Origin of the sequence: Chlamydia sp. 04-14 (genome assembly GCF_036632095.1) — a bacterium.
Taxonomy (GTDB): domain Bacteria; phylum Chlamydiota; class Chlamydiia; order Chlamydiales; family Chlamydiaceae; genus Chlamydia.
Map to the genome: position 1 here is coordinate 163,002 of NZ_JAPYKW010000002.1, position 24,451 is coordinate 187,452.

The following is a 24,451-nucleotide window of genomic DNA, read 5'->3' on the forward strand; positions in this document are numbered from 1 at the left end:
AATATTTTACATGAGAATGCTAAAAGAAAACTGATCTATGTAATAGTTTAAGACATTAATTCTGTAGCATTAACCTCTATTTCACTATTTTCACCACCCTCTAGAGTTGGAGCAGTAACAACAGCTATTCCGGGATAAACAGGAAGGTGCGCATCTGGGTAATATTGGGCAGAAGTATGCGATCCAGAAATAATCTTCCCATCTTTAAATAAGAACATACAAATCGGCTGGAAACATCCAATTAAGTAGTGACTAAATTGTCCCAATCCCTGACGTGTACCACCGCCTTCGAATTTAAAATTACGTTGGGGATCAACTAACCACACGCCACGGGAACGGATAACGTCATCATTCCAGTCCCTTTCCACGCATGCATAGGCAACACGTCCACCCAAAGGATTAAGCAATCCATAAAAAACTGTCATCATGGAAGCTGTGCCATAAAAAGGAGCTTTCAACATGTTAACTAAAGACCGTGCCATTTCTCTAACAATATCTTTTAAAATAAAACGATCTTCTATGGAAATATCTTTCTTAGAAAAGAATTGGATGACCATTTGTAAGAGTATATGAAAGGGAATCACAATAAATCTAATTAAGTTATAGACCATCTTAATAAGAACAAGGAAGGGTGTGGCAAGTAGGGGGAAAACAAAAGTTGGGATTCTATAATCCACACCATCTGGATAATAATACACTAGCGCCACACCAGAGTTGGTTGCATCTAAAGTAGATAAATCTATATGACTTTCCTGAACTCTTTCTTGAATATTCTCTTTTTCACCAGGCTTAGGTTTAGAATAGTAACATACGGGCATAGGAGCCCAAATTCTATTTCCAAAAGGCTTAATTACTGAACCCGATAGGATGTCTACCTTTTTACTAATTCTATGTAGAATGTACATGCCACCGGTTAGCAAAATACTTGGAATAGCCACCGCCACCACAACCGAGATCCATGTCATAACAAATGCTTGTATTTGTAGAGTACCAAGAAGCATCGCCAATAAAATTAAAGTTACCAACACGGATAATGCCAATAAAGCAACACGTGTTTGACGATTTGCTTGATACTTTTCTAAGTCCAAATGAGTTCGAGTAGTCTTCGTGAGCTTTGTTTGGAAAGTATTCTCCCATTCTTCTTGATCTGGGAAATTACTAGATCTAACGGGGGTTAATTTTTCGTTAACCGCGGGCAAATTAAAACAAGACATGTTACACTTTTAAAAAGTTTTATTTTATTTCAATTTCAAAGAAAAGAAATTCTCGAACCACTATACTCTCATTACGCTTTTATTAAAATTTTTTAGTACCATTCATGAGAAAGAAAATCGCAAAATCGAGTTATAATCTCCTATTACTGGGAAGCATGCTAATAGGATTGGTTCTAGCTTCCTTTAATTCCCCCCTAATTTTTCAAAGTGCGGAAATTATATCAGGAATTTTTTTAAAACTGTTAAGGTTTTTAAGTCTTCCTCTAGTATTTTTCGCTATTGGGTCAACGATTACATCAATTAAAAATTTTCAAACGATGTTGTCCCTAGGTAGAAAAATACTATACTACACACTACTCACTACAATTATAGCAGCTGCAGTTGGGTTAGGATTATTTATTATTATCTACCCTGTTATGCCTTTAGAAGGAGGTTTAGAAACATCTTCAACTGCATGTTCAACCGGATATCTTAAGGTGTTATCAAATACGATTCCTGGGAATATTCTAGAGCCATTTATAGATAATAACGTTATTTCTGCGACATTTTTAGCCGCTTTATTAGGAATCTCTTCCCTATTCCTTCCTGAAAAAGAAAAGAATTTTACCCACACTCTATTTTCAACATTCTTTTCTATACTTCTAAATATCGCTAAAGGTGTTCTTAAATTACTTGCCCCAGCGACATTAGCTTTCTCGATCCTCTTCTATAAAGAAGTCACACAGAGTCAGGGAAACCTAGCCATCTTCAGTAAGTACCTTCTTTGCGTAGTTGGAGCAAACTTAATCCAAGGGTTTATTGTTTTACCTTGGCTTTTGAAAGCAAATAAGCTTTCACCTTTGAAAATTGCCAAGAGCATGTCTCCGGCGTTAGTTACAGCATTCTTTTCAAAATCTTCGGCCTCTACTCTTCCCCTAACAATGGAATTAGCTGAAGAAGAACTTAAAATTAAACCCTCATTATCAAGACTGGCCTTCCCTTTATGTTCTGTTATCAACATGAACGGTTGTGCTGCCTTTATTTTAATTACGGTACTCTTTGTAGGAACATCTAATGGCCTTAGCTTTTCTTTATTTTCCATGATCAGTTGGATATTTATTGCAACGTTATGTGCGATTGGTAATGCCGGAGTGCCTATGGGATGTTTCTTTCTTGCATCTTCTTTGATCACTTCAATGCATATCCCCCTACATTTATTGGGATTAATTCTACCCTTCTACACTATATTAGACATGATCGAAACATCATTAAATGTCTGGTCTGATTGTTGCGTGGTTAGTATGACAGACAAGCATTTTTCGGATAAATTTGTTGAATTAGAGTAAAAATGAACAAAAATCAGACCCAATTTTCTTCAAGACTAGGATTTATTTTCTCTATGATGGGGATAGCTGTTGGCGCTGGAAATATTTGGCGTTTTCCTAGAATTGCGGCGCAAAATGGTAGCGGAGCCTTTATCTTAATTTGGCTTCTGTTCCTATTCATTTGGTCAATCCCTCTGATTATTATAGAGCTTTCTCTAGGGAAATTAACTAAAAAAGCCCCTATAGGAACATTAATTAAAACAGCGGGGCCTAAATGCGCATGGCTGGGAGGGTTTGTTACTTTAGTGACAACGTGTATCTTAGCCTACTACTCCAATATCGTTGGATGGGGTCTGAGCTATTTTTATTATTCAATTTCTGGGAAAATTTACGCTGGAAATAATTTTTCCCAGTTATGGGAAACTCATTATCAAAGTTCTTTCCCACTACTGTTCCATTTCTTATCTCTATTTCTGGCCTATATGATTATTCGTAAGGGTATTGTACAGGGTATTGAGAAGTGTAATAAAATTCTTATCCCCTCATTCTTTGTCTGTACTCTAGTGCTCCTCCTTAGAGCCGTGACTCTTCCTAACGCTGTTCAGGGAATCAAACAACTTTTCACTTTTGATTTCGCCTCTCTCTCCAGTTATAAGTTATGGTTAGAAGCTCTAACACAAAATGCTTGGGATACAGGAGCCGGATGGGGATTGCTCCTAGTATATTCTGGATTTGCTTCAAAGAAAACTGGCGTCGTTAGCAACGGAGCTCTCACTGCTATATCGAATAACCTCGTTTCCCTGGTTATGGGAATCATTGTATTTGCCACATGCTCTTCGCTAGATATTTTAGGGACCACACAGCTACAACAAGGCGCGGGGTCTTCGAGCATAGGCATAGCTTTCATCTACCTACCAGAGTTATTTACAAGAATTCCTGGATCTACATATTTGCCAGCTATTTTCAGTTCTATATTCTTCCTTGCCTTTGCTATGGCAGCTCTCTCATCAATGATTTCAATGCTATTTTTGTTATCACAAACTCTTTCAGAATTTGGAATAAAAAAGCACGTGGCAGAGTCATCAGCAACAATTATAGCTTTTATTCTTGGGGTGCCCTCGTCTTTAAGTCTCGCAGTATTTGCAAACCAAGATACTGTTTGGGGAATAGGATTAATTATTAATGGTCTTATTTTTATCTACGCCGCGATTAGTTACGGTCTCACACACTTAAAAAAGAAAATCATTAATGCAGTGCCAGGAGATATTCATCTCAATAAAGCTTTTGACTCTATGGTAAAATATTTACTTCCTATTGAAGGAATAGTTTTACTTTTATGGTATTTTTATGAAGGGCTTTTCCCAGAAGATGGCCACTGGTGGAATCCTATATCCACATACAGTCTTTCTAGCTTGATTTTACAGTGGTCTATTGGTTTAATTATTTTATGGTCATTAAATAAAAAACTATCTAAACGCTTTTCTTTCTACAACATAGAAAATTAAAAGCTTATATCTTGATATATTCTCTTCCTTAAGATATCCTATCTTAAGTTTTATTATTTTTTCCCAAGATAACTTAAGGAAGCATATGTCAACAACACCAACATCTTCATCCAGTCAAACACAAAATCAAGATGGTTCATTGGATAGAGTTTTACTGAGTTTCAATGGAAAAATAAATGGATTACAAAGAAAAACGAATGACCTTGAAGAGAAAATCAACCAGATAGACAGGGTTTCTTCCTTAGCTCTTACTACAGGTGATAACGTAGCCGCAGATCTCACTCATTTACAGGATGAGGTTACAGAGCTAAAAGGATGTTTAGCTACAGTTACGGAATTGTTAATTCAATCAGGATCTTCAGGAACACCCGGAGCCACACCTCGTTCGGAAGGCACTAGCTACATAGTAGGACGCACACCACCATCTCTTTGTGCCAAACTTACAGCATTAGCCTTAACAATTTTAGCTCTCATCGCTATCACAATGCTTATTATTTGTATCGTTGCTGTTTGTGGTGGTTTTCCCTTATTCATTTCTTTACTTAATATGTATACAGTTGGCGCTTGTATATCCCTACCGATTATTTCATGTGCTGCAGTTTCAATGATGATTCTTTGCACACTGTCCATCGGCTCTTTATTAAGAAGCAGGCCAGCAATCTATATGATCAATAACTCTCAAATAGAATCTTAATTTATAAAAGAATATTTAGGAGAAGCTAAGCACTATGACCTCTGTAAGAAATGATTTAAATCCAGCCGACACCACACTCCCATCTTCTTTATTAAATCCGAGTGATCTTGCAACACAGTTGTCTAATCTTCAAACAACTCTAGCTGGGATACAGCAACATCCTTTAGGTGGATGGCAACAACATCCTCAGGGGCCTGCTATAGATCAGACTTATTTTACGCGTATGATGCAGTCTCATATGGCAACTACCACAACAACAGTGTCTGAATTAAGAACTGAAGTTACTGCAATAAAAACAAGATTACAGGGCTTGTCTACACCAACAGGAGTTTGCAGCGGTCCTATGGCACTAGCTTCGTTTCTTTTAGCAATCTCTTTCGTTGCCATCATCATTATTGTTTTAGCCTCCTTAGGCCTTGCAGGTATATTACCCCAAGCCGCAGCTATTTTAGTTAATACGGCAAACTCTGTATGGGCTATTGTTAGTGCCTCAATAGTCACAGTAATCTGCCTAATTAGCGTTTTATGCGTAACGTTAATTCGACACCATAAACCCCTACCTATTGAAACTGGGCCTTCTGCAAATTAAAAAAATAAATTTATAAATTTATTGTTTGTTTAATCCTCATACTCACCTTGAAATTAATTAATTTCATCAGTTAATATATTATTTTCTTAGGTGGGTTTGTTATGCAAAAAGCCCTTCGTCTGCTACTGAATTTGCATCATGGAGAAGAGAGGAGAGCACTTTTATTCCTAGTTTTAGGCTTAATCTGGGGAATAGGCTCTTACGGATCTCTGGCGTTAAGCGAAGGGCTTTTTCTTGAAAATGTGGGAACAGAGGGACTTCCTTCTATTTACCTCGGTTCGTCCTCTATTCTATGTCTTCTATCTTCACTTATTCTTTATAATTTATTCAAAAAAAGAGTTTCACCTAAAACACTATTTTTAATACCCATAACTAGCATAATTGTGTGTAACCTCTATCTTTTTTGTTACGCAACAACATGCAGTGAAATCCCTTCAACGCCTCTGCTTATTTACCGCATGCTCTCCTGGAGCTTGATTATATTAGCGTATACAAACTTCTGGGGATTCGTAGATCAATTCTTTAATCTTCAGGATGCCAAAAGACATTTCAGTGTATTCAACGCTATTATATTTCTAGGGGATGCTATTGGTTCCGGAATTGTCAACCGCATCCAATATATAGGTATAGAAAGAATTCTAATACTCTTCATAGTCATTCTATTAAGTTGTTATCCACTAGTGCACTATGTGTCCAAATCTTTGAAAGAGTTATCAGAAGATCATGATCACTTCTTAGATACTGGACACCCTCCGTCTGTATCCAAAGCTTTTAAACTCTGTCTTAAGGATAGTTATACCTTTTATTTACTATGTTTCTATTTCCTAATGCAGCTACTTGCTATTGCAACAGAATTCAATTACCTAAAAATTTTTGAAACTCATTTTGCAGATGGAAATACCTACGAACTTACGGCACATATAACTAAGTGGTCCTCATGGATTTCCCTAACCAATATGTGCTTCGCTCTGTTTGCCTACAGCAGAATAGTAAAAAACATAGGCGTGAATAACATCATCCTATTCGCTCCCCTTTGCTTCACCAATCTATTCCTGTGCTGGTCTTTTAAAACCTCAATTGGGATTGCTACCATTGGTATGGTAGCTCGAGAAGGACTTACCTACGCACTAGATGATAACAATCTACAGTTATTGATTTATGGCGTTCCGAATAGTATACGGAATCAAATTAGAATCGCGATAGAATGCTTTATTGAACCCATAGGGATGTTCGTATGGGCCCTGGTATGTTTTGCTATTTCTTATCAATACACAGTTTGTCTCATTATATCTTTGATTACAGTAGTCCTCGCTTGTTTATTACGTTCATACTATGCACGAGCTATTCTAAGAAATCTCTCTTCTCAAGCCATCCATTTAAAAAAGACAATGTTGGAATGGATAAAAGCCATGACTTCAAAAGAAAGAAGGCAAATCGAACTCTTACTCCTCACGCATCTCAAGCATCAGCATGAACGACATCAAATATTTGCTTTTCAAAATTTATTAAATTTGGGAAGCCGTAGTGTACTTCCTAGCCTACTAGCTCATATGAATAAGCTCAGCTTGTCTAGCAAGCTAAAGACCATGGAAATGTTAAAGAATAGTCTATGGGCTAGAGATTTTCTTACTCTAGAACTCCTAAAACGCTGGTCATCGACAACTCCACATCCTTCAATAGCCATAGGAATCCATCTTTATTTTGCAGAACATGATCTGTTACGTATATCTGATATTTCCGAAGATCTTTATGATGAACCGGGAGATAGACTTCTAGCTGCAATTCTTACAGTACGGCGTCAGGAAATTAGTGGACAATATCGTGATATTGCAGATTCAAGACTTAAAGAACTTCTTACTTCTACGGATCCTCAAATAGTATCCATTGGTCTTTCTATTTTAACTCTAGAAAGAAACCCTGATAATTTCCCAATTCTAATTGAGTTTCTAGATAACGTAGACAATGAGATTTTCATTCAAACATGCAAAGCATTACAAGCTTCCGTAAAGGCTACGCATAAACCCTACTGTAAAAAATTGATACAAGTCTTAAAACAGAATGTCCATAACGATGAGGCCTGCCGCCATCTACTAAAAACAATCGGAATGATCTTAGACGCTTCATTAGTAAAAGACTTTCTTATTACGACATCTTTATTAAAAAGCTCCTCGAGAAAATATGCTGAATCTATAATCATAGAACTTCCCAAAGAGACAGCAAACTCATTCCTTCAGATTCTTTCTGATAACAGCACACACAATCGCTGTCGAATTCTTGCAGCAAAAGCTCTCTGCAAAATTGATAATAAGCTATTCAAAAAGAGTGCTTATAAAATTGTAAAATCTAAAGCCCTCAAAGCAATTTTTTATGATTATCATAAAAATTACATTCAAAAATCCTATCCAAAATACAATCTCAGCCTATTAGTTAATACTTTAGAATCTAATTACCAATCAGAAGTTAACTTCATGTTTGAATTCCTAGGTATTTTAGGATCTGTAGAACATTCTGATATTCTTATAAGAGCTCTAACAGGGAAAAATAAAAAAGCAAAAGCTCAAGCTTTAGAATCTCTAGAGAAAAACTGTGAAGATTATCTATTTTCTCTACTTGATCCATTTATTAACAATACAGCAAAGCGTAGTGAAAAATACTACCTAAAATGCGGGGTTATTCCTTTAACTTTAAAAGAGTTATTAAATATGATGGAAAATTCTCCTTCGTATTTAAGCAAACTTACATCGAGACAGTTAAAGGAAGAATTAGCAAACTGCGATGCTGATTTTCAACCAGCACCACCGTATTCAACTTTAGATGAAGAGTATGATCATAATAAAGACGACTCTGACAGTCTAGTTCCCTTCTTTACTATTTAGCCAGGAGTCTCTTGATGAATCTAATTGACCGCGCCTTCCTCCTAAAGAAGAATCCTATTTTTAATTCTTTAGATATGGATGTTCTCCTCGCTATTTCAGATAAAACAGAGATTATGATTTTCAAACCCGGGGTAAAGATATTCTCCACAGAAGAACCTAGCTTCAGCCTATATATTATAGTAGAGGGTTACGTTAAAATTACTGAAACCAACTCCTCTTTATCGGCTACAATTTCATCACAGGATTGTTTTGGAGAGGAAAGCTTACTTAGCAATAAACTTCGAGAATATAATGCTGAAGCTATAACTCAAGTGCGGACGTTAATCTTAAGCAAAGGACAATTTCTTAGTATTGTTGAAGAATGCCCCTCTGTCGCTTTGTCACTTTTAGAACTCTATGCAAAGCAAATCACTTTTAGACATCCTTCTTCATCATAGAAGCCCATCTAAAAACACAGCCTAGAAAATAAACTTAAAAAACAGAAAGAAATGGTGCGCTATTTTAGTGAAAAGATGATGCACTAAGGATACAAACGCACCCTAAAAAGGTTTGTAGAATTACTAACCCTGACGTGTCTTAATGTAGTTAATAACGTCACCTACAGTACGTAATTGCTCTGCATCTTGCTCTGAAATTTCAAAGCCGAACTTTTCTTCCAAAGTCATTATCAACTCTGTTAAGTCCAAACTATCAGCATTAAGATCTTCGATAAATGAAGAATTTTCATTTACTTCACTTGCATCTACGCCAAGCTGGTCAACAATAATTAACTTTACATCATCTTCTAAACTCATTGCTATATCCTTATATTTTATCTACACAATTATCTAAAATTTCCTGAAAAAGAGAAGAACAACTAGTATCACAAAAATCCAATTTTTCAATCTAGAGTGTTTGTAATCTATTTAGTATGTCATGCCTCCATCAACACTCAATACCTGAGAAGTGATATAAGAAGATAAGGGTGAAGCGAGAAATAGTGCAACATTAGCAATTTCTTCTGGGAAACCCATTCTCCCCATAGGAACATTTTTTAACCACTCTGTTTTTAAATTATCATTTAACACTTTAGTCATGTCGGTATCAATACATCCTGGGGCTATACAGTTGACTCGAATATTTCTCGCGGCAACTTCCTTAGCTAAAGCCCTACTAAATCCTATAATACCTGCCTTTGCAGCTGCATAGTTAGTCTGTCCAGGACTACCCATTAAACCAACAACAGAACTAATATTGATTATGGATCCAGAACGAGCTTTAATCATAGGACGAATTACACTTGAACACACGTAGTACAGGGAACTTAAATTCGTATTAATGACAGCAGACCACTCTTCTTCAGACATACGCATTAAAAGATTGTCTCGAGTAATCCCTGCATTATTTACTAAAATATCAATGCTACCATGTGCTGCAATAAAATTCTGGACAGCATCTTTTACAGATTGATTATTACTAACGTCAACTTTAGCAAAGGTTGCTGATTTCCCTATTTTAGACAATTCTTCAGCAGCTTGCTTACCACCTTCAACATTTACTCCCCATATTTCAACATCAGCACCTTGCTCAACAAAAAGCTTGGCTATGGCAAATCCTATACCTCTAGATCCTCCCGTAACGATCGCTTTTTTCCCCAACAATAGATTATTCATATATCTATAGCTCCACTAAAAAATTATTGATGCTTTCTACTGTGCCTAAACTTTTAATGGGTTTACTCAACCCTATAGAACGATTCAAGCCTGCGAGAACCTTACCTGGGCCTATTTCTAAAAATTCATCAACTTCTAAATCCATCTTAGAACAGCTTTGATACCATAATGTTGGGGAAGTCATTTGCTTCACTAAACACTGACGAATTTGATCATTACTTATTAAAAAATCTGCTACCACGTTAGATACGAAAGGCACCTCAGAACTATGCATATCTAAATTATACAAATGAGGAGCCAATGCGTCTTCTGCTGTCTGCATTAACGGCGTGTGAAAAGCACCGAATACTTTTAACAAAATTGCTCTTTTTGCTCCTAAATCCGTAAATAACTTCACAGCCTCTTCTATTTTTTCTCGCAAACCACCGACCACAAGCTGTTTAGGAGCATTGTAGTTGGCGATCCAAATGCCCTCCCCTAAACTTTCTAGATTTTGCTGAACAATATCCATAGTTAAGCCCAGAATTGCTGCCATAGCTCCGGGGCTTTGTTGACAAGCTTGATTCATAAACTGCGCGCGTTTACTAATGATATTAAAACCGTCAATCATAGAAATACGTCCAGAAGCAACTAGAGCAGTATATTCTCCTAGACTTAGCCCAGAAACTACAGAAGGTGTTATAGAAGTTCTTGAAGATAGAATTTTTAGTACTGCCAAACTATGTAAATATATAGCTAATTGACTGTAGGCTGTTTCAAGTAATTTTTCTTCGGGGCCGTCGAACATAATTGAAGATAAAGAAAAACCTAATGTCTCGTCAGCTAAAGCAAATACTTCAGCAGCTTCTGGATAATGTTCGACTAAATCTTTACCCATACCAACATATTGGCTCCCTTGGCCTGGGAATAAGAATCCTATTTTTTTCGCCATGAATCAACCCTCTACTTGCTGTAAAACAACTGCTCCCCAAGACAATCCACCTCCAAAAGCAACTAGAAGTAGATATTCTCCAGAATTAATTACATGTGATTGCAACAATTCATCCAGAGCTATGCATACAGAAGAGGCTGCCGTATTTCCATACTTTGATAAAGTCTTAAACACTTTATTATCATCTATTTCAAAACGCTTGGCTATAGCATCAATAATTCTTGCATTAGCTTGATGTGGAACTAACCAGTCTATGTCGCCTTCTTCTAAACCTGCCTCGGCTATACATATTTTAGCCGCGGATTCCATGCGTCGCACTGCATGCTTAAACACCTCTTTGCCTTCCATGGAAATAAAATGCTTGCCTTCTGTTACAGTCTCTATGGAAGCGGGAACACGGCTCCCTCCAGCAGGCAAACTTAATAAATCCGCAACACTTCCGTCAGCTCCTAAATTCACATTAGTAATTTCTAAAGCTCCCGGACGACTTTCTCCAATAACACAAGCAGAACCTCCATCACCAAAAAGCACGCAAGTATTTCTGTCTTCATAATTTACAAAAGAAGAAAGTTTGTCTGCTGCAATAAGCAAAACGTTACTGTACGTTCCGGATTCAATAAAGGCCTTAGCTACTGATAAACCGTATAAATAACCAGTACAAGCAGCCATACAATCAAATGCGGGAATTTCTTTTATTCCCAAATACGCTTGAGCTAATGCTGCACTGGACGGGAAAATATGATCAGGAGCTGAGGTGGAAAAAATAATGCATTCTATTTGATCTTTAGTGAGACCAGATTTCTGAATCGCTTTCTCTGCTGCTTTAGCTCCCATAATTGATGTATATTCACCAACTGCAGCAATACGTCTTTCTTTGATCCCGGTTCTTGTTACTATCCATTCATCAGAAGTATCTACCATCTGTTCAAGATCAGAATTAGATAGGATTTTTTCGGGTAGATAAGAACCCGTAGCCCAAATAGATGCCTTTCTTGTTTTTTTCACACACAACCATAAATAAAGAAAAAAGCTAGTATACTATTCAAAGAGTTTATACCCTAACTTTTATTTTAGGTATTTAAGTCCCTTCTGAACCCCTAAGACGAAACAAAAAAATATAGATAGTTCCAAAATGCTAAAGTATCCAGATTATTTATCCAAATTAATCTCTTTTCTTAGAAAACTTCCAGGAATAGGGTTCAAGACTGCGGAAAAATTAGCCTTCGAATTACTAGATTGGGATCAGGAGCAATTAGAAGCTATGGGTCAAGCTTTTTCCGAAGTATCTTCGGAACGGAGTCAGTGTTCTACCTGTTTTTCCTTAAAAAATTTTCCAGAAAGCAAGTGTGAGTTTTGTGAAACCAATCGCGACACCTCTAAATTATGCATTGTAGCAACTCCTAAAGATATCTTTTCTTTGGAACGTTCTCAAATTTTTAAAGGTCACTATTATGTCTTAGGAGCGTTATTATCCCCAATAACAGGAAAGAATATCGATAAAGCAAGAATGGATTTATTAAAACAACGTATAGAGTTTCTAAAACCAAAAGAAATTATTATAGCCTTAGACGCCACTCTAGAAGGAGACGCTACCGCTCTTTTTTTAAAACAAGAACTTGATTATTCCTCAACCTCTATTTCTCGTTTAGCTTTAGGCTTGCCAATAGGACTATCTTTTGATTATATAGACTCGGGGACTCTTGCCAGAGCATTTTCTGGAAGAAACCCATATTAAACTTGAAATAAAATTTTTCTATTTTTAAATTTTTTTGACTATAAAAACATAAGTATCTTTAGAAGCACTGTAAATATTCAAGATAGTAAGATCTTGTTAAAAAACATCCTAGTCCTTATTTTTGTGCTTACTTCAATAAACAAGTTTTTCTGTCCTAGGGGAAATTCTTTCGAATGTTCATGATGCGAAATAAAGTTATTCTGCGGTTTACTGTTTTGGCGCTAATCCAAGCCCCATTGGCTCTAGTGGCTACAGAAACAGTTAAGGAAGGATATACATTAGTTGAATCTATTACGATTACAACTGAAGGTGAAAATTCTTTAAACAAACATCCACTACCAAAATTAAAGACAAAAAGTGGTGCTTTGTTTTCTCAAGCAGACTTTGACGAAGATTTACGAAACCTTTCTAAGGACTATGATAGAGTAGAGCCAAAAGTTGATTTTTCCAATGGAAAGACTACCATCTCTTTAGTTCTTGTTGCCAAACCTTGCATTCGGAAGATTTGCATTACAGGAAACGAGGCTGTACCTAATCATAAGATCCTTAAAACTCTACAAATTTACGAAAACGATGTATTTGATAGAGAAAAGTTCTTAAAAAATTTTGATGAACTTAGAGTTTACTATCTCAAACGTGGCTATTTTGAGTCTAATCTATGCTATGACTTAGATCATAATGAACATTGTGGCTACATTGACATCACTGTTCGAATTCAAGAAGGCCCTTGTGGTAAAATTAAAAAATTAGAAATCTGCGGTCTTAATAGATGTGAAAAGGCTGATGTCAAAGAACTCATCCTTACTAAGCAGTATTCAAAAACCACTAGTTGGTTTACAGGAAGTGGTCTATACCACCCAGATGTTGTTGAACAAGATTCATTTGCAATTACTAATTATTTACATAATTTAGGTTACGCAGACGCAACGGTTACTCCAAAACGTGAAGTTGATGAATGCGGAAATATCATACTTTACATGGATGTAGATAAAGGCCCCCTTTATACTTTAGGGCATGTCCATATTGGAGGATTCAACCTATTACCTAAACGACTTGTCGAAAAACAACTATCTGCAGGTCCTAATGATATTTACTGCCCCGAAAATATATGGGACGGTGCTCAGAAAATTAAGAATATCTATGCTAAATATGGATACATCAATACTAACGTTGATGTAACTTTTTCTCCTCATGCATCACGTTCTGTTTATGACGTAACTTACCAAGTAAGTGAAGGATCTCCTTATAAAGTTGGTTTAATCAAAATTACAGGAAACACTCATACAAAACACGATGTTATCCTACATGAAAGCAGCCTATTTCCAGGAGATACTTTCAATAGATTAAAACTTGAAGATACTGAACAACGTTTAAGAAACACGGGTTATTTCCAAAGTGTTAGTGTTTATACGGTACGCTCTCAATTAGATCCGTTGGATAATTCTGAAGAATATCGTGATATCTTCATAGATGTTAAAGAAACAACAACAGGAAACTTAGGACTATTTCTAGGATTTAGTTCCCTAGACAATTTGTTTGGAGGGGTTGAATTATCTGAAAGTAATTTTGACCTTCTGGGTATTAGACATCTATTCTCTAAAGGCTTTAAATGCTTAAGAGGTGGAGGCGAATATCTATTTCTAAAAGCTAACTTTGGGGACAAGGTTACTGACTATACTGTTAAATGGACTAAGCCCCACTTTTTAAATACGCCATGGATTCTAGGTGTTGAGCTTGACAAATCTATCAACAGGGCCCTGTCTAAGGATTATTCTGTTGAGACTTATGGTGGAAATGTCAGCACCACATACATACTGAATCAACAATTAAAATATGGAATCTACTATCGAGGCACTCAGACTAGCCTACATAAAAAGAAAAGAAACCAGGCAGGACCTGATCTCGCTGCCAATAAAGGTTTCGTATCCGCTGCTGGTGTAAATTTAAATTACGATTCTGTAAATAATCCTAGAAATCCCACTACAGGAATACGCAGTGGTATAAACTTTGAAGTTTCTGGTCTTGGTGGTACATATCATTTTACAAAGCTCTCCATAAACAGTTCGATATACCGAAAATTGACAAGAAAAGGTGTATTGAAAATTAAAGGAGAAGCCCAATTTCTTAAACCGTTTGGCGATACAACTCTAGATGGTATTCCTATTAGTGAACGTTTCTTCTTAGGTGGAGAAACTACGGTTCGTGGATATAAGCCATTTATCATTGGTCCTAAGTTCTCTCCTACAGAACCTCAGGGGGGTCTATCCTCTCTCCTACTTACTGAAGAGTTCCAATATCCTTTGATCAATCAGCCTAACGTTAGTGCTTTTGTTTTCCTAGACTCAGGATTTATTGGACTTAAAGAATACACTATCCGATTAAAAGATCTTTGTGGTAGTGCAGGATTTGGTCTACGCTTCGACGTAATGAACAACGTGCCTGTTATGTTAGGTTTTGGTTGGCCATTCCGTCCTACAGAAGTATTTGAAGGTGAAAAGATCGATGTTTCACAACGTTTCTTCTTTGCTTTAGGAGGCGTCTTCTAAATATAGCTAAGCAGAAAGTAGAAGAAACTCTAAATCTTTGGTTGTCTTCAGAGAGAGCTTTTGCTAATCTAAAGCTCTTCATCTCTTAGATCTTTATAAAGGTTAATATGAAAAAATCATTACGCTCTGTTTTTCTAGCTTTACTAACTTTAGCAGGTACACAACAAGTTTTTGCTGACAACGACTCTCTTGAAGGTAATTTAGGTGTCGTTAGCTTAAAACGTTGTTTAGAAGAATCTGCTTTTGGAAAAAAAGAAACGGAAGAACTTGAAAATATGAAGCAACAGTTCTCAAAGAATTCTGAGAAAATGGAAGAAGAACTGACAGCACTTTATAATAAATTACAAGACGAAGACTACATGGAGAGCCTTTCTTCCTCAGCTGCTGACGAGCTTAGGAAAAAGTTTGAAAGCCTCTCTGCAGAATATAATGCTTTACAGTCTCAATATTACCAAATGTTGAACCAAAGCAATATGAAAAGAGTGCAGAAATTGATACAAGAAGTAAAAAAAGCTTCTGAAATAGTACGCATACAGGAAGGTTTACTAGCTATTTTTAATGATGAAGTAGTCCTATCCATTGCTTCTAGTGCCGATAAAACTAATGAGATTATCAAAATTCTTGATGAATCTTTCAAAAATAATTAAGATACCTCAAGAACCAAGGAGTTTTGTATGCCTCAGGAACAGGTCTATACTCTTCAACAGTTAGCGGACTTATTAAAAGTTGAAGTTCAAGGAAATACAGAAACTCCTATTTCTGGTGTCGAAGAAATAAGTGAAGCTCAAGCTCATCACGTTACTTTTTTAGATAATGAGAAGTACTCTCGTTTTATAAAAATTACCGAAGCTGGAGCTATTATTCTATCAAAAGCTCAAGCACAAAAGTATGGGCATTTAAATAAGAATTTTCTTGTAGTCTCCGAGTTCCCATCAATAGCTTTCCAAAAATGTATAGAGCTATTCATTCCTCCTGTTGAATCAGGATTCCCTGGAATTCACCCTACAGCTGTTATTCACCCTACAGCATATATCGGCAAAGATGTCTGTATAGAACCCTATGCTGTTATATGCCAACATGCTTATATTGGAGATTCTTCACACATTGGAGCAGGGAGTGTTATAGGAGCATATTCAACTCTTGGGGAAAGTTGTCTTGTTCATCCTAAGGTAGTTATCCGTGAACGCATTGAAATAGGTAAAAGGGTCATTATTCAACCTGGAGCTATTATCGGATCGTGCGGTTTTGGTTATATAACTAATGCATTTGGTCGTCATAAGCATTTAAAGCACCTTGGCAAGGTAATTATCGAAGATGATGTTGAAATAGGAGCGAACACTACAGTAGATAGAGGTCGTTTCAAAAACAGTATCATACGTGAGGGTACAAAAATCGATAATCAGGTTCAGGTAGCTCATCATGTGGAGATCGGAAAACATAGCATGATTGTTGCCCAGGCAGGAATTGCAGGTTCTACAAAAATTGGCAATCACGTCATTATTGGTGGGCAGACAGGAATTACAGGTCATATTTCAATAACGGACCACGTAATTATGATGGCTCAAACAGGAGTTACTAAATCTATTTCTTCTCCGGGAATCTATGGAGGAGCTCCGGCACGCCCTTATCAAGAAATTCATCGTCAAGTTGCAAAAATCCGTGGTCTACCTAAATTAGAAGAACGTTTAGGAATGTTAGAAGAAAAGATTAAGGGATTATCAGCAAGCTCCGAAGAAGCACAAATAATCCCTAGTTAGATTATATTTTTATCATTTTAAAGCGTCTTTTCAAAGTTAGTACTTTGATTACATTTTTATTGATGATTGCTGGACTAATTTTTCCTGAAGAAATTAACTGAGTTAAGGCTTTTATACCCTCTCCAAGTTCCTTCAAACTAGAAAAAGTAAAACATTCAACTCCACAATTTATTGCTTTAATCGTGTTCTCGACATTCATAAGCATAGAACATCCCATAAATTTCACACTGGAAAAATCTACGTCTATGGCTAGGCCGCGAATAGTATTTGCTAAGCTATAACGCAAAGCTATAGGACTCGGTGTGGTTGTTGTAGAAGAGAAATCACAATGATGCAATTTTCCTTGTATACTCCCCGAGTGTTTTAATCCCCTGATCAATTCAGAATAATTAGTCAAATCCATGCTGACGATTTCTTTAAAAATTAAAGAAATAGCAACTCCATAGTCTTTGAGTAGTATTCCTATACTGGTTCCTACGTCATATAGATTTTTACAATCCATCAAAGATAAATCCTTATACGACAAATAAAACTGTAAGCTATGAGATATAGAACACCCCAAAAGCAACGGTATCGTCTGAGATTTATTGAAATCGTGAATGTATCTACATTGATTTTCAAAAGAACCGCAAGATAATAATATACCCCCTAAACCGTAGTTCTCTTCAATTTTGTTCACGGTTTTAGTGAAATCATCCCAGTCTACACCACAAGAAGGTGCATAAAAAAATAATTGAGCTAATTTTCTATCTATTGAGGTAAGCATAGAAAATAGCTCTTTCGTTTCCTCCAATTCCTCATTTTTATAGGGCATCCATTGAGTTTTTTTTAAATAATTGCTGGCATCCTCTCTTCCACGCTGAAATTCTTGAGCTGAATTAACAACCCGCTTCGTTATGGTTAATAATTTTTTCTTTAATTCATTATCTTTCTTATTGTTGTCATCATGAGAATTCGGGTCTCTCATGACACCATCTATCTGTTCCACATAAAAATGATTCTGACGATTTAGTCTGCTAAAAACGTCCATGTGTCCACAGTCCTTTACTTCTTGGTCGGAAATATACAAATGGAAAGATATTAAAGATTTTTCTTTTTTTTAAAAAACTTAATTACTTTTTTGGTCTTGTCTTTTCAAATCCATGACTTTATAATGGGGTGAACTTAATCCTTGACGCAACTCTCGTATCAAGTATGCCCGACTCTTCTCATTACAATAGCGCCTCTAAGAAATCAGACGAGGCTGTAATAAAAAATATTATCGATATATACGGTGCCGACCGGTGTCTAGAATTCATGAAAAATATGTTATTAATTCGTGAATTTGAAGCTCGTGGTGAAGAAGCGTATCTAGAAGGATTAGTCGGTGGTTTTTACCACTCCTATAGTGGTCAAGAGGCTGTTGCTACTGCAGCATTAGCCAATACGGGATTAGATCAATGGTTTTTCTCATCCTATCGTTGTCATGCTTTAGCAGTATTATTAAATATTCCCCTACGTTCACTTGCAGCAGAATTATTAGGAAAAGAAACAGGTTGTGCACTAGGTCGAGGCGGATCTATGCATATGTGCGGTCCAAATTTTCCCGGAGGATTTGGTATTGTAGGAGGGCAAATTCCTTTAGCTGCTGGAGCAGCATTTGCCATCAAATATCGTGGTGAAGATAAAATCTCTCTAGGATTCATCGGAGACGGTGCTGTTGCTCAGGGAGTATTTCATGAAACATTGAATTTTGCTTCTCTACACAGTCTCCCTCTTATGCTTGTTATAGAAAATAATGGTTGGGGTATGGGGACAGCTCTTAATCGTGCTATTGCTAAGCAGCCCATAGGAGAATCTCAGGGATCTTCTTACGGAATACGTTCATTTACTTTAAATGGTTTTGATCTTTTTAATTGTCTTTTAGGCTTCAAGGAAGCTTATGAATATATGCAAAAGACACATCGTCCTGTTCTTATTGAGTGTTTATGTTCGCGATTTAGAGGACACTCTATTTCTGATCCTAATCTCTATAGAAGCAAAGAAGAGATGCAATGTCTTATAAAAAAAGATCCAATTACTTTTGCTAAAAATTGGTTAATCCAACTGGGAGTGCTTTCAGAAGAGAAATTTCAAGAGCTGCGTCAAGAATGTAAAAATGAAGTCTTGCAAGCTTTCACGGAAGCAAAATCAGATCCAGAACCAGCGATTGCCACATTAGAAGAAGGGGTTTATGCCTAAGTACGTTACATTAGAAATCCGAGAAGCTATTAGAGAAGCTATTGATGAAGAAATGGCCAGGGATCCTAACGTATGTATACTAGGAGAGGAAGTTGCGGAATATAACGGTGCCTATAAAGTTACAAAAGGGCTTCTAGACAAATGGTCATCATCAAGAGTTATTGATACACCGATCAGCGAAGCAGCGTTTACAGGTATCGGTATAGGAGCCGCATTAACAGGCCTGCGTCCAATTATAGAATTTATGAGCTGGAATTTCTCTTTAGTCGCCGCGGATCAGATTATTTCTCATGCTGCAAAAATGCATTATATGACTGGTGGCAAATTTTCAGTTCCTATTGTATTCCGTGGACCTAATGGAGCTGCAGCACAAGTATCCTGTCAGCATTCGCATTGCGTAGAAGCTCTATATGCTAACATTCCAGGTTTAATTGTTATTTCCCCCTCAAATCCTTACGATGCTAAAGGATTATTAAAATCCGCAATTAGAAATGATAACCCCGTTCTTTTCCTGGAAAATGAGTTGGAATACAATCTGAAAGGTGAAGTTCCTGTTGAAGAATATTTAGTTCCTATTGGGAAATCTCGTATTATTGAAGAAGGTAAAGACCTGACAATTATTACCTACGGCCGTATGGTTTCTGTAGTAAAACAAGCTGTAAATATAGCCAAACAGCGCTATGGTCTTTCTATAGAAATTATTGATCTGCGTACAATTAAACCTCTAGATATCTCTGGAATATTTTCTTCAGTAAAGAAAACAGGAAATTGTATAGTTGTAGAAGAGGGCCACTACTTTGCGGGAATCTCTGCGGAAATCATTACTGAAATCACAGAACACCTTTTTGATTACCTGGATAGTCCTCCTTTAAGAGTATGCCAAAAAGAAACTCCTATGCCCTATAACAAGACGCTAGAGCAGGCAACCCTTCCAAATGTAAATCGTATTTTAGATACTATCGAAAAAATCATGAGGTAAAATTGTGATTTCTCTATTAAAAATGCCTAAACTCTCTCCGACTATGGAAGTTGGAACAATCGTAAAGTGGCATAAAAGCAATGGCGATAAGATAGGATTTGGTGATGTTCTCGTGGAAATATCAACAGATAAGGCTGTTTTAGAGCATACAGCATCTGAAGACGGTTGGTTTCGAGAATGTCTTGTTAAAGAAGGAACGAAAGTACAAATCGGTAAACCTATTGCGGTCATATCTTCTGAAAAAGATGAGTCTTTTAATTTAGAGGAATTACTTCCAAAATCTCCAATTTCACAACCTTCTACAGAAAATAGTCAGCAGGAAGAAGAAGCTGTATCCGATATATCTCATCAAGGTTCCTCTGTAATGGTGGCGCTTGGATTTAAACCTGAGCCTCCTCTTGCTGAGCCCCTGTCTTTAAAACAAGATTCCTCAAAATCTCCAGTTTCTCCTTTAGCTAAACGCGTGGCTAAAGAAAAGAATTTAGATATTTCTGGAATTAAAGGTAGCGGTCCTGGAGGACGAATCGTTGAAAAGGACCTTGAAAAGGCTCCGCCTAAAGGTATTGCAGGGTTTGGTTATCCTGAGGCTCCTGAAGTTCACCCAGGAGCTTATCATGAAGAAGCTCTCTCTCCCGTTCGAGAAATTATTGCACAAAGATTACAAGCTGCAAAAACTTTCATCCCCCATTTTTATGTACGGCAAAAAGTTTATACCTCGCCACTATTAGCTCTGCTTAAAGAGCTACAAATCCAAGGGATTAAGCTTTCTATTAATGATTGTATCGTTCGTGGTTGTGCTTTAGCCTTAAAAGAATTTCCAGAGATAAATTCAGGATTCAACAGCGTGGATAATAAAATTGTACGTTTTGAAACTATTGATATTTCGATAGCTGTAGCTATTCCTGATGGTGTAATTACTCCAATTGTACGCTGTGCTGACCGTAAGAATATTGGAATGATATCCGCAGAAATTAAGAGTTTAGCTTCTAAAGCTAAATCTCAATCCTTAAAAGAAGAAGAGTATAAAGGCGGGTCCTTTTGCGTTTCTAATTTAGGCATGACCGGGATTACCGAGTTCACAGCAATCATTAATCCTCCGCAAGCTGCTATTCTTGCTGTAGGTAGTGTTCAAGAAGAACCAGTAGTAATGAATGGAGAAATTGTGATCGGTTCTACATGTATGTTAACATTATCGATAGATCATCGCGTGATCGATGGTTATCCTGCAGCGATGTTTATGAAACGCTTGCAGAAGATCTTAGAGGCGCCTTCAGTACTTCTATTAAATTAAGATACGCTGATCGCTATTTGATAATAAAAAGCATTTCATAAGTCGAACTCCTATCTAAAATAGAAGCTCTTTTTACTTAAGATTTATAATTCGTAGGGACATTCCATATATCTTTAGCATAGTCAGCAATTGCTCTATCGCTGGAGAAAAAACCCATCCCGCCGACATTATAAATAGATTTCTTAACCCATTCGTCAGTTTGCTTGAATAAATTAGCTGCGGATTGATGAACGCGGATATAAGATTCCAAATCTGCCAAAACAAAAAACGGATCTCCCTCGTGAAGCAACCTATGTACTATGGGTTTGAAAAGATCTTTATCTGAAGTGTTGAAAAATCCTTGATCTAGTAATTTTAATACATGTGCGATCTTAGGATTATCGTTGCATATTCCTTGTGGATAATACTCTCGACGCATTTTTGCTATTTCTTCTTCTAACAAACCGAAAATGAACATATTATCGCGACCAATATATTCTGACATTTCTATGTTAGCTCCATCCATAGTCCCTATTGTTAGAGCACCATTTAAAGCAAATTTCATATTTCCTGTCCCAGAAGCTTCTAGTCCTGCTGTTGAGATCTGCTCTGATATATCAGAAGCGGGCATGATCATTTCGGACATAGTTACACGGTAATTAGGAAGGAAGAGAACCTTTAAAACTTCATTAACTTGAGGATCATTATTTACACAATCGGCAACGCTATTGATCAGTTTAATGATCAGTTTAGCAAAAACATATCCTGGCGCGGCTTTACCAGCAAAAATTACTGTTGTAGGAACAATATTGGAGACAGAGTTTTCCTTAAGATCATTATAAAGATAAATGACTCTAAGGATATTCATTAATTGACGTTTATACTCATGAATACGCTTTACATGAAAATCAAAGAGAGATTCGGGATCTATTTTTTCTCCCATTTCTTTTTTAAGTTTTAATGCAAAGTCTTGTTTATTTTTTAGCTTAATCTGATGCCACTGTTCTCTGAAACTTGCGTCATTAGCAAAAGGTATCACCTTATGAATTTGAGAAAGATCTATGAGATGTGCGTCCCCTATTGTCTGATCTAGTAAGGTATTTAGACGAGGATTGCATAGAGCTAACCAACGTCTCGGAGTAATTCCGTTAGTTACGTTAATGAATTTATCAGGGAAAAATTCCACGAAATCTTTAAATAAGGTTGTTTTTATAAGTTGCGAATGAAAAGCGGATACGCCGTTAACCTTAGAAGAACCTACAACAGCGAGGCTTGCCATATTCACATGCTTATCACTTCCCTCTTCAATGATAGATAAGGCTCGTCGCTTATCATCATCCCCAGGAAATCTCTGAGAAACTTTCTCCAACCATCGAGAGTTAATTTCATAGATAATCTCTAGATGCCTAGGCAATAATCGTGAAAATAGATCTATAGACCAACGCTCTAAAGCTTCGGGCAATATCGTATGATTCGTATAATTAAATATACGAGTTGTCATATCCCATGCTTTATCCCAGGGAAGCTCTTCCCTATCGATCAGGATGTGCATCATTTCTGCTATTCCTAAAGCGGGATGGGTATCATTTAATTGAACAGAAACCCTATCAGGAAGATTATCCAGAGAAATATGCATTTTTGTATATCTACGAAGGATATCTTGAATTGTGGCAGATACTAAAAAGTATTCCTGCTTTAATCTCAGTTCCTGACCTTCGGAGATAGAATCATTCGGATAGAGTACTCTCGAGATATTTTCTACTAATGCGATATCCTCTATAGCACGAATATAGTTTCCATGATTAAAATAGTTGAATTCAAATCCATGTGGGGACTGTGCTTGCCATAAACGTAAAGTATTCACGGTATCTGTACCATATCCTGGAATAGGTACATCATAAGCCATAGCTAATACTTCTTGTGTATCTACAAGATCCGCGACTTCTTTCCCCCTAGCATCTGTATAGTGAATCACTCTACCATAAAAACGAATGGGATAAAGATACTCTCCTCTACATATTTCCCAAGGGCTTCCATAGCGCAACCACTCATCAGGAGCCTCTACTTGATATCCATTTACAATTTTCTGATCGAAAATTCCATAATCATAGCGAATTCCATAACCATAAGCTGGAATCCCTAATGTCGCCATGGAATCCAAATAACACGCTGCAAGTCGTCCTAAACCACCATTTCCTAATCCTGCATCTGACTCCATTTGCACTAAACTATCGAAATCATAATTTAGTTCCGCTAATGCGTCTCGCACGAGATCCAATATTCCTAAATTCAAAAGATTACTCTTTAAACTTCTACCAAGTAGAAATTCCATAGAAATATAATAGACACGTTTAACATCTTGTTCGTAATAACTATTTTGAGTCTTTAGCCAACCTTTAGCTAACCATTCCATTACAGTTTTTGAAACTGCTGTAAATATATCCCTGGTTGAAGCAGATTCTGGAGATTGCACCACTCCGAAATATAGACGATTTAAAATCGCCTGCTTCATTGTTTCTATATTTACCAAATTCTTATCAAAACTCATAAGTCGTCCGAATCAAAGAGTAGTTAGGAAGTGATTTTTGTATTTCCATAAGAAAAATCTAAAAAAAAAGAAAGAACTTAGAAAAGGGAAACAACAGAATGAAAGAAAATATCTTATATTCTTTCTAAAAATTAATGTTTTTTTATTTTAACAAACTAAAATTCAAAGAATTATCGATTATTTAAATTGATATCAAAATAAAGATATGCTAAATCTTTTAAAGATTTTATTATTGGTGAGAATATTATGACTAAGGCCCACGGGTATGGAGCGTTTGCGGGACGCCCGAATAAAAACGTTTTCACATTAAGTGATCTTAACCATCGTGACTCTGCTAATTCTCGTGATTCTGAAATTTCCGGACGTACAACCGGACGCACTGTAAGTATAGCTAGACCTTGTGTTGATAGATACCCCACATGTCCAATGGTTCAACATACAGCTCTTTGGGTAATTTTAGGAGTGATCACTGCTTTATCAGCTTGTTTATTGTTAGCGAGTGGGTGCCTTTCAATGCCCACAATTATCGCGGCCTTAATTATACAAATAGTCTTAATAGTCGTGTCTGTTACTTGCTTAATTATTAAGTATAAAAAAGAAATTACTTCTAAATTCTGTGGAGAAAATTAAT

Annotated in this window: 21 protein-coding genes; 14 read left to right on the top strand and 7 right to left on the bottom strand. The window is 36.6% G+C overall.

Annotated features, from left to right (window positions below):
- Positions 1-47 precede the first annotated feature (47 nt).
- The gene (locus O6937_RS03305; protein ID WP_332390244.1) at positions 48-1,214 is read right to left on the bottom strand and encodes a hypothetical protein; all 1,167 of its coding nucleotides are present in this window, start codon (positions 1,212-1,214) and stop codon (positions 48-50) included.
- Positions 1,215-1,318: 104 nt separating this feature from the next.
- Between O6937_RS03305 and O6937_RS03310 the strand changes: the two genes are divergently transcribed.
- The 6 genes from O6937_RS03310 to O6937_RS03335 all read left to right on the top strand — a co-directional run bounded on the left by O6937_RS03310 (position 1,319) and on the right by O6937_RS03335 (position 8,619).
- Positions 1,319-2,539, top strand: coding sequence for a dicarboxylate/amino acid:cation symporter (locus O6937_RS03310; RefSeq protein WP_332390245.1), 1,221 nt, complete (start codon positions 1,319-1,321; stop codon positions 2,537-2,539).
- Between the two features lie 2 nt (positions 2,540-2,541).
- Positions 2,542-4,023 carry a sodium-dependent transporter gene (locus O6937_RS03315; RefSeq protein ID WP_332390246.1) on the top strand — a complete coding sequence of 494 codons (1,482 nt, stop codon included), beginning with the start codon at positions 2,542-2,544 and terminating at the stop codon, positions 4,021-4,023.
- A gap of 85 nt (positions 4,024-4,108) precedes the next feature.
- On the top strand, positions 4,109-4,717 hold the full coding sequence (incB, locus tag O6937_RS03320) for an inclusion membrane protein IncB (RefSeq protein ID WP_332390247.1): 609 nt from the start codon (positions 4,109-4,111) through the stop codon (positions 4,715-4,717).
- A 34-nt stretch (positions 4,718-4,751) separates the two neighbouring features.
- Positions 4,752-5,306, top strand: a complete 555-nt coding sequence (locus O6937_RS03325; protein WP_332390248.1) for a hypothetical protein — start codon at positions 4,752-4,754, stop codon at positions 5,304-5,306.
- Between the two features lie 101 nt (positions 5,307-5,407).
- Positions 5,408-8,182 carry a hypothetical protein gene (locus O6937_RS03330; protein ID WP_332390249.1) on the top strand — a complete coding sequence of 925 codons (2,775 nt, stop codon included), beginning with the start codon at positions 5,408-5,410 and terminating at the stop codon, positions 8,180-8,182.
- 14 nt (positions 8,183-8,196) lie between these two features.
- Positions 8,197-8,619 carry a cyclic nucleotide-binding domain-containing protein gene (locus O6937_RS03335; RefSeq protein WP_332390250.1) on the top strand — a complete coding sequence of 141 codons (423 nt, stop codon included), beginning with the start codon at positions 8,197-8,199 and terminating at the stop codon, positions 8,617-8,619.
- Positions 8,620-8,742: 123 nt separating this feature from the next.
- Here the strand turns inward: O6937_RS03335 and acpP are convergent, their stop codons facing one another.
- The 4 genes from acpP to O6937_RS03355 all read right to left on the bottom strand — a co-directional run bounded on the left by acpP (position 8,743) and on the right by O6937_RS03355 (position 11,770).
- Positions 8,743-8,976 carry an acyl carrier protein gene (gene acpP, locus O6937_RS03340; protein ID WP_332390251.1) on the bottom strand — a complete coding sequence of 78 codons (234 nt, stop codon included), beginning with the start codon at positions 8,974-8,976 and terminating at the stop codon, positions 8,743-8,745.
- Between the two features lie 111 nt (positions 8,977-9,087).
- Positions 9,088-9,834: a 3-oxoacyl-ACP reductase FabG gene (gene fabG / locus O6937_RS03345; protein WP_332390252.1), complete on the bottom strand. Its 747-nt coding sequence runs from the start codon at positions 9,832-9,834 to the stop codon at positions 9,088-9,090.
- Positions 9,835-9,838: 4 nt separating this feature from the next.
- Positions 9,839-10,765, bottom strand: coding sequence for an ACP S-malonyltransferase (gene fabD / locus O6937_RS03350; RefSeq protein ID WP_332390253.1), 927 nt, complete (start codon positions 10,763-10,765; stop codon positions 9,839-9,841).
- A gap of 3 nt (positions 10,766-10,768) precedes the next feature.
- The gene (locus O6937_RS03355; protein WP_332390254.1) at positions 10,769-11,770 is read right to left on the bottom strand and encodes a beta-ketoacyl-ACP synthase III; all 1,002 of its coding nucleotides are present in this window, start codon (positions 11,768-11,770) and stop codon (positions 10,769-10,771) included.
- A 127-nt stretch (positions 11,771-11,897) separates the two neighbouring features.
- On the opposite strand from O6937_RS03355, the gene recR reads away from it, so the two are divergent.
- The 4 genes from recR to lpxD all read left to right on the top strand — a co-directional run bounded on the left by recR (position 11,898) and on the right by lpxD (position 16,803).
- Entirely contained in the window at positions 11,898-12,500 is a 603-nt protein-coding gene (gene recR, locus O6937_RS03360) for a recombination mediator RecR (protein ID WP_332390255.1), read from the top strand.
- A 173-nt stretch (positions 12,501-12,673) separates the two neighbouring features.
- Positions 12,674-15,046 carry an outer membrane protein assembly factor BamA gene (gene bamA / locus O6937_RS03365; RefSeq protein ID WP_332390256.1) on the top strand — a complete coding sequence of 791 codons (2,373 nt, stop codon included), beginning with the start codon at positions 12,674-12,676 and terminating at the stop codon, positions 15,044-15,046.
- Positions 15,047-15,153: 107 nt separating this feature from the next.
- Complete coding sequence (locus tag O6937_RS03370) at positions 15,154-15,693, top strand: OmpH family outer membrane protein (RefSeq protein ID WP_332390257.1); 540 nt, start codon at positions 15,154-15,156, stop codon at positions 15,691-15,693.
- 27 nt (positions 15,694-15,720) lie between these two features.
- Positions 15,721-16,803 (top strand): UDP-3-O-(3-hydroxymyristoyl)glucosamine N-acyltransferase, encoded by a 1,083-nt coding sequence (lpxD, locus tag O6937_RS03375; RefSeq protein ID WP_332390258.1) that lies wholly within the window; start codon positions 15,721-15,723, stop codon positions 16,801-16,803.
- Position 16,804: 1 nt separating this feature from the next.
- On the opposite strand, the gene O6937_RS03380 is transcribed toward lpxD, so the two are convergent.
- Positions 16,805-17,833, bottom strand: a complete 1,029-nt coding sequence (locus O6937_RS03380; RefSeq protein WP_332390259.1) for a hypothetical protein — start codon at positions 17,831-17,833, stop codon at positions 16,805-16,807.
- Between the two features lie 164 nt (positions 17,834-17,997).
- On the opposite strand from O6937_RS03380, the gene pdhA reads away from it, so the two are divergent.
- The 3 genes from pdhA to O6937_RS03395 are packed head-to-tail and all read left to right on the top strand — an operon-like array spanning position 17,998 to position 21,293.
- Positions 17,998-19,023: a pyruvate dehydrogenase (acetyl-transferring) E1 component subunit alpha gene (pdhA, locus tag O6937_RS03385; protein ID WP_332390260.1), complete on the top strand. Its 1,026-nt coding sequence runs from the start codon at positions 17,998-18,000 to the stop codon at positions 19,021-19,023.
- Positions 19,016-20,002 (top strand): alpha-ketoacid dehydrogenase subunit beta, encoded by a 987-nt coding sequence (locus O6937_RS03390; RefSeq protein WP_332390261.1) that lies wholly within the window; start codon positions 19,016-19,018, stop codon positions 20,000-20,002. Before pdhA ends, O6937_RS03390 begins: the two co-directional genes overlap by 8 nt.
- 4 nt (positions 20,003-20,006) lie before the next feature.
- The gene (locus O6937_RS03395) at positions 20,007-21,293 is read left to right on the top strand and encodes a pyruvate dehydrogenase complex dihydrolipoamide acetyltransferase (RefSeq protein WP_332390262.1); all 1,287 of its coding nucleotides are present in this window, start codon (positions 20,007-20,009) and stop codon (positions 21,291-21,293) included.
- A 76-nt stretch (positions 21,294-21,369) separates the two neighbouring features.
- On the opposite strand, the gene O6937_RS03400 is transcribed toward O6937_RS03395, so the two are convergent.
- On the bottom strand, positions 21,370-23,820 hold the full coding sequence (locus O6937_RS03400; RefSeq protein WP_332390263.1) for a glycogen/starch/alpha-glucan phosphorylase: 2,451 nt from the start codon (positions 23,818-23,820) through the stop codon (positions 21,370-21,372).
- Positions 23,821-24,066: 246 nt separating this feature from the next.
- Here O6937_RS03400 and O6937_RS03405 point away from each other — a divergent pair, with 246 nt between their 5' ends.
- On the top strand, positions 24,067-24,450 hold the full coding sequence (locus tag O6937_RS03405) for a hypothetical protein (RefSeq protein WP_332390264.1): 384 nt from the start codon (positions 24,067-24,069) through the stop codon (positions 24,448-24,450).
- Position 24,451 lies beyond the last annotated feature (1 nt).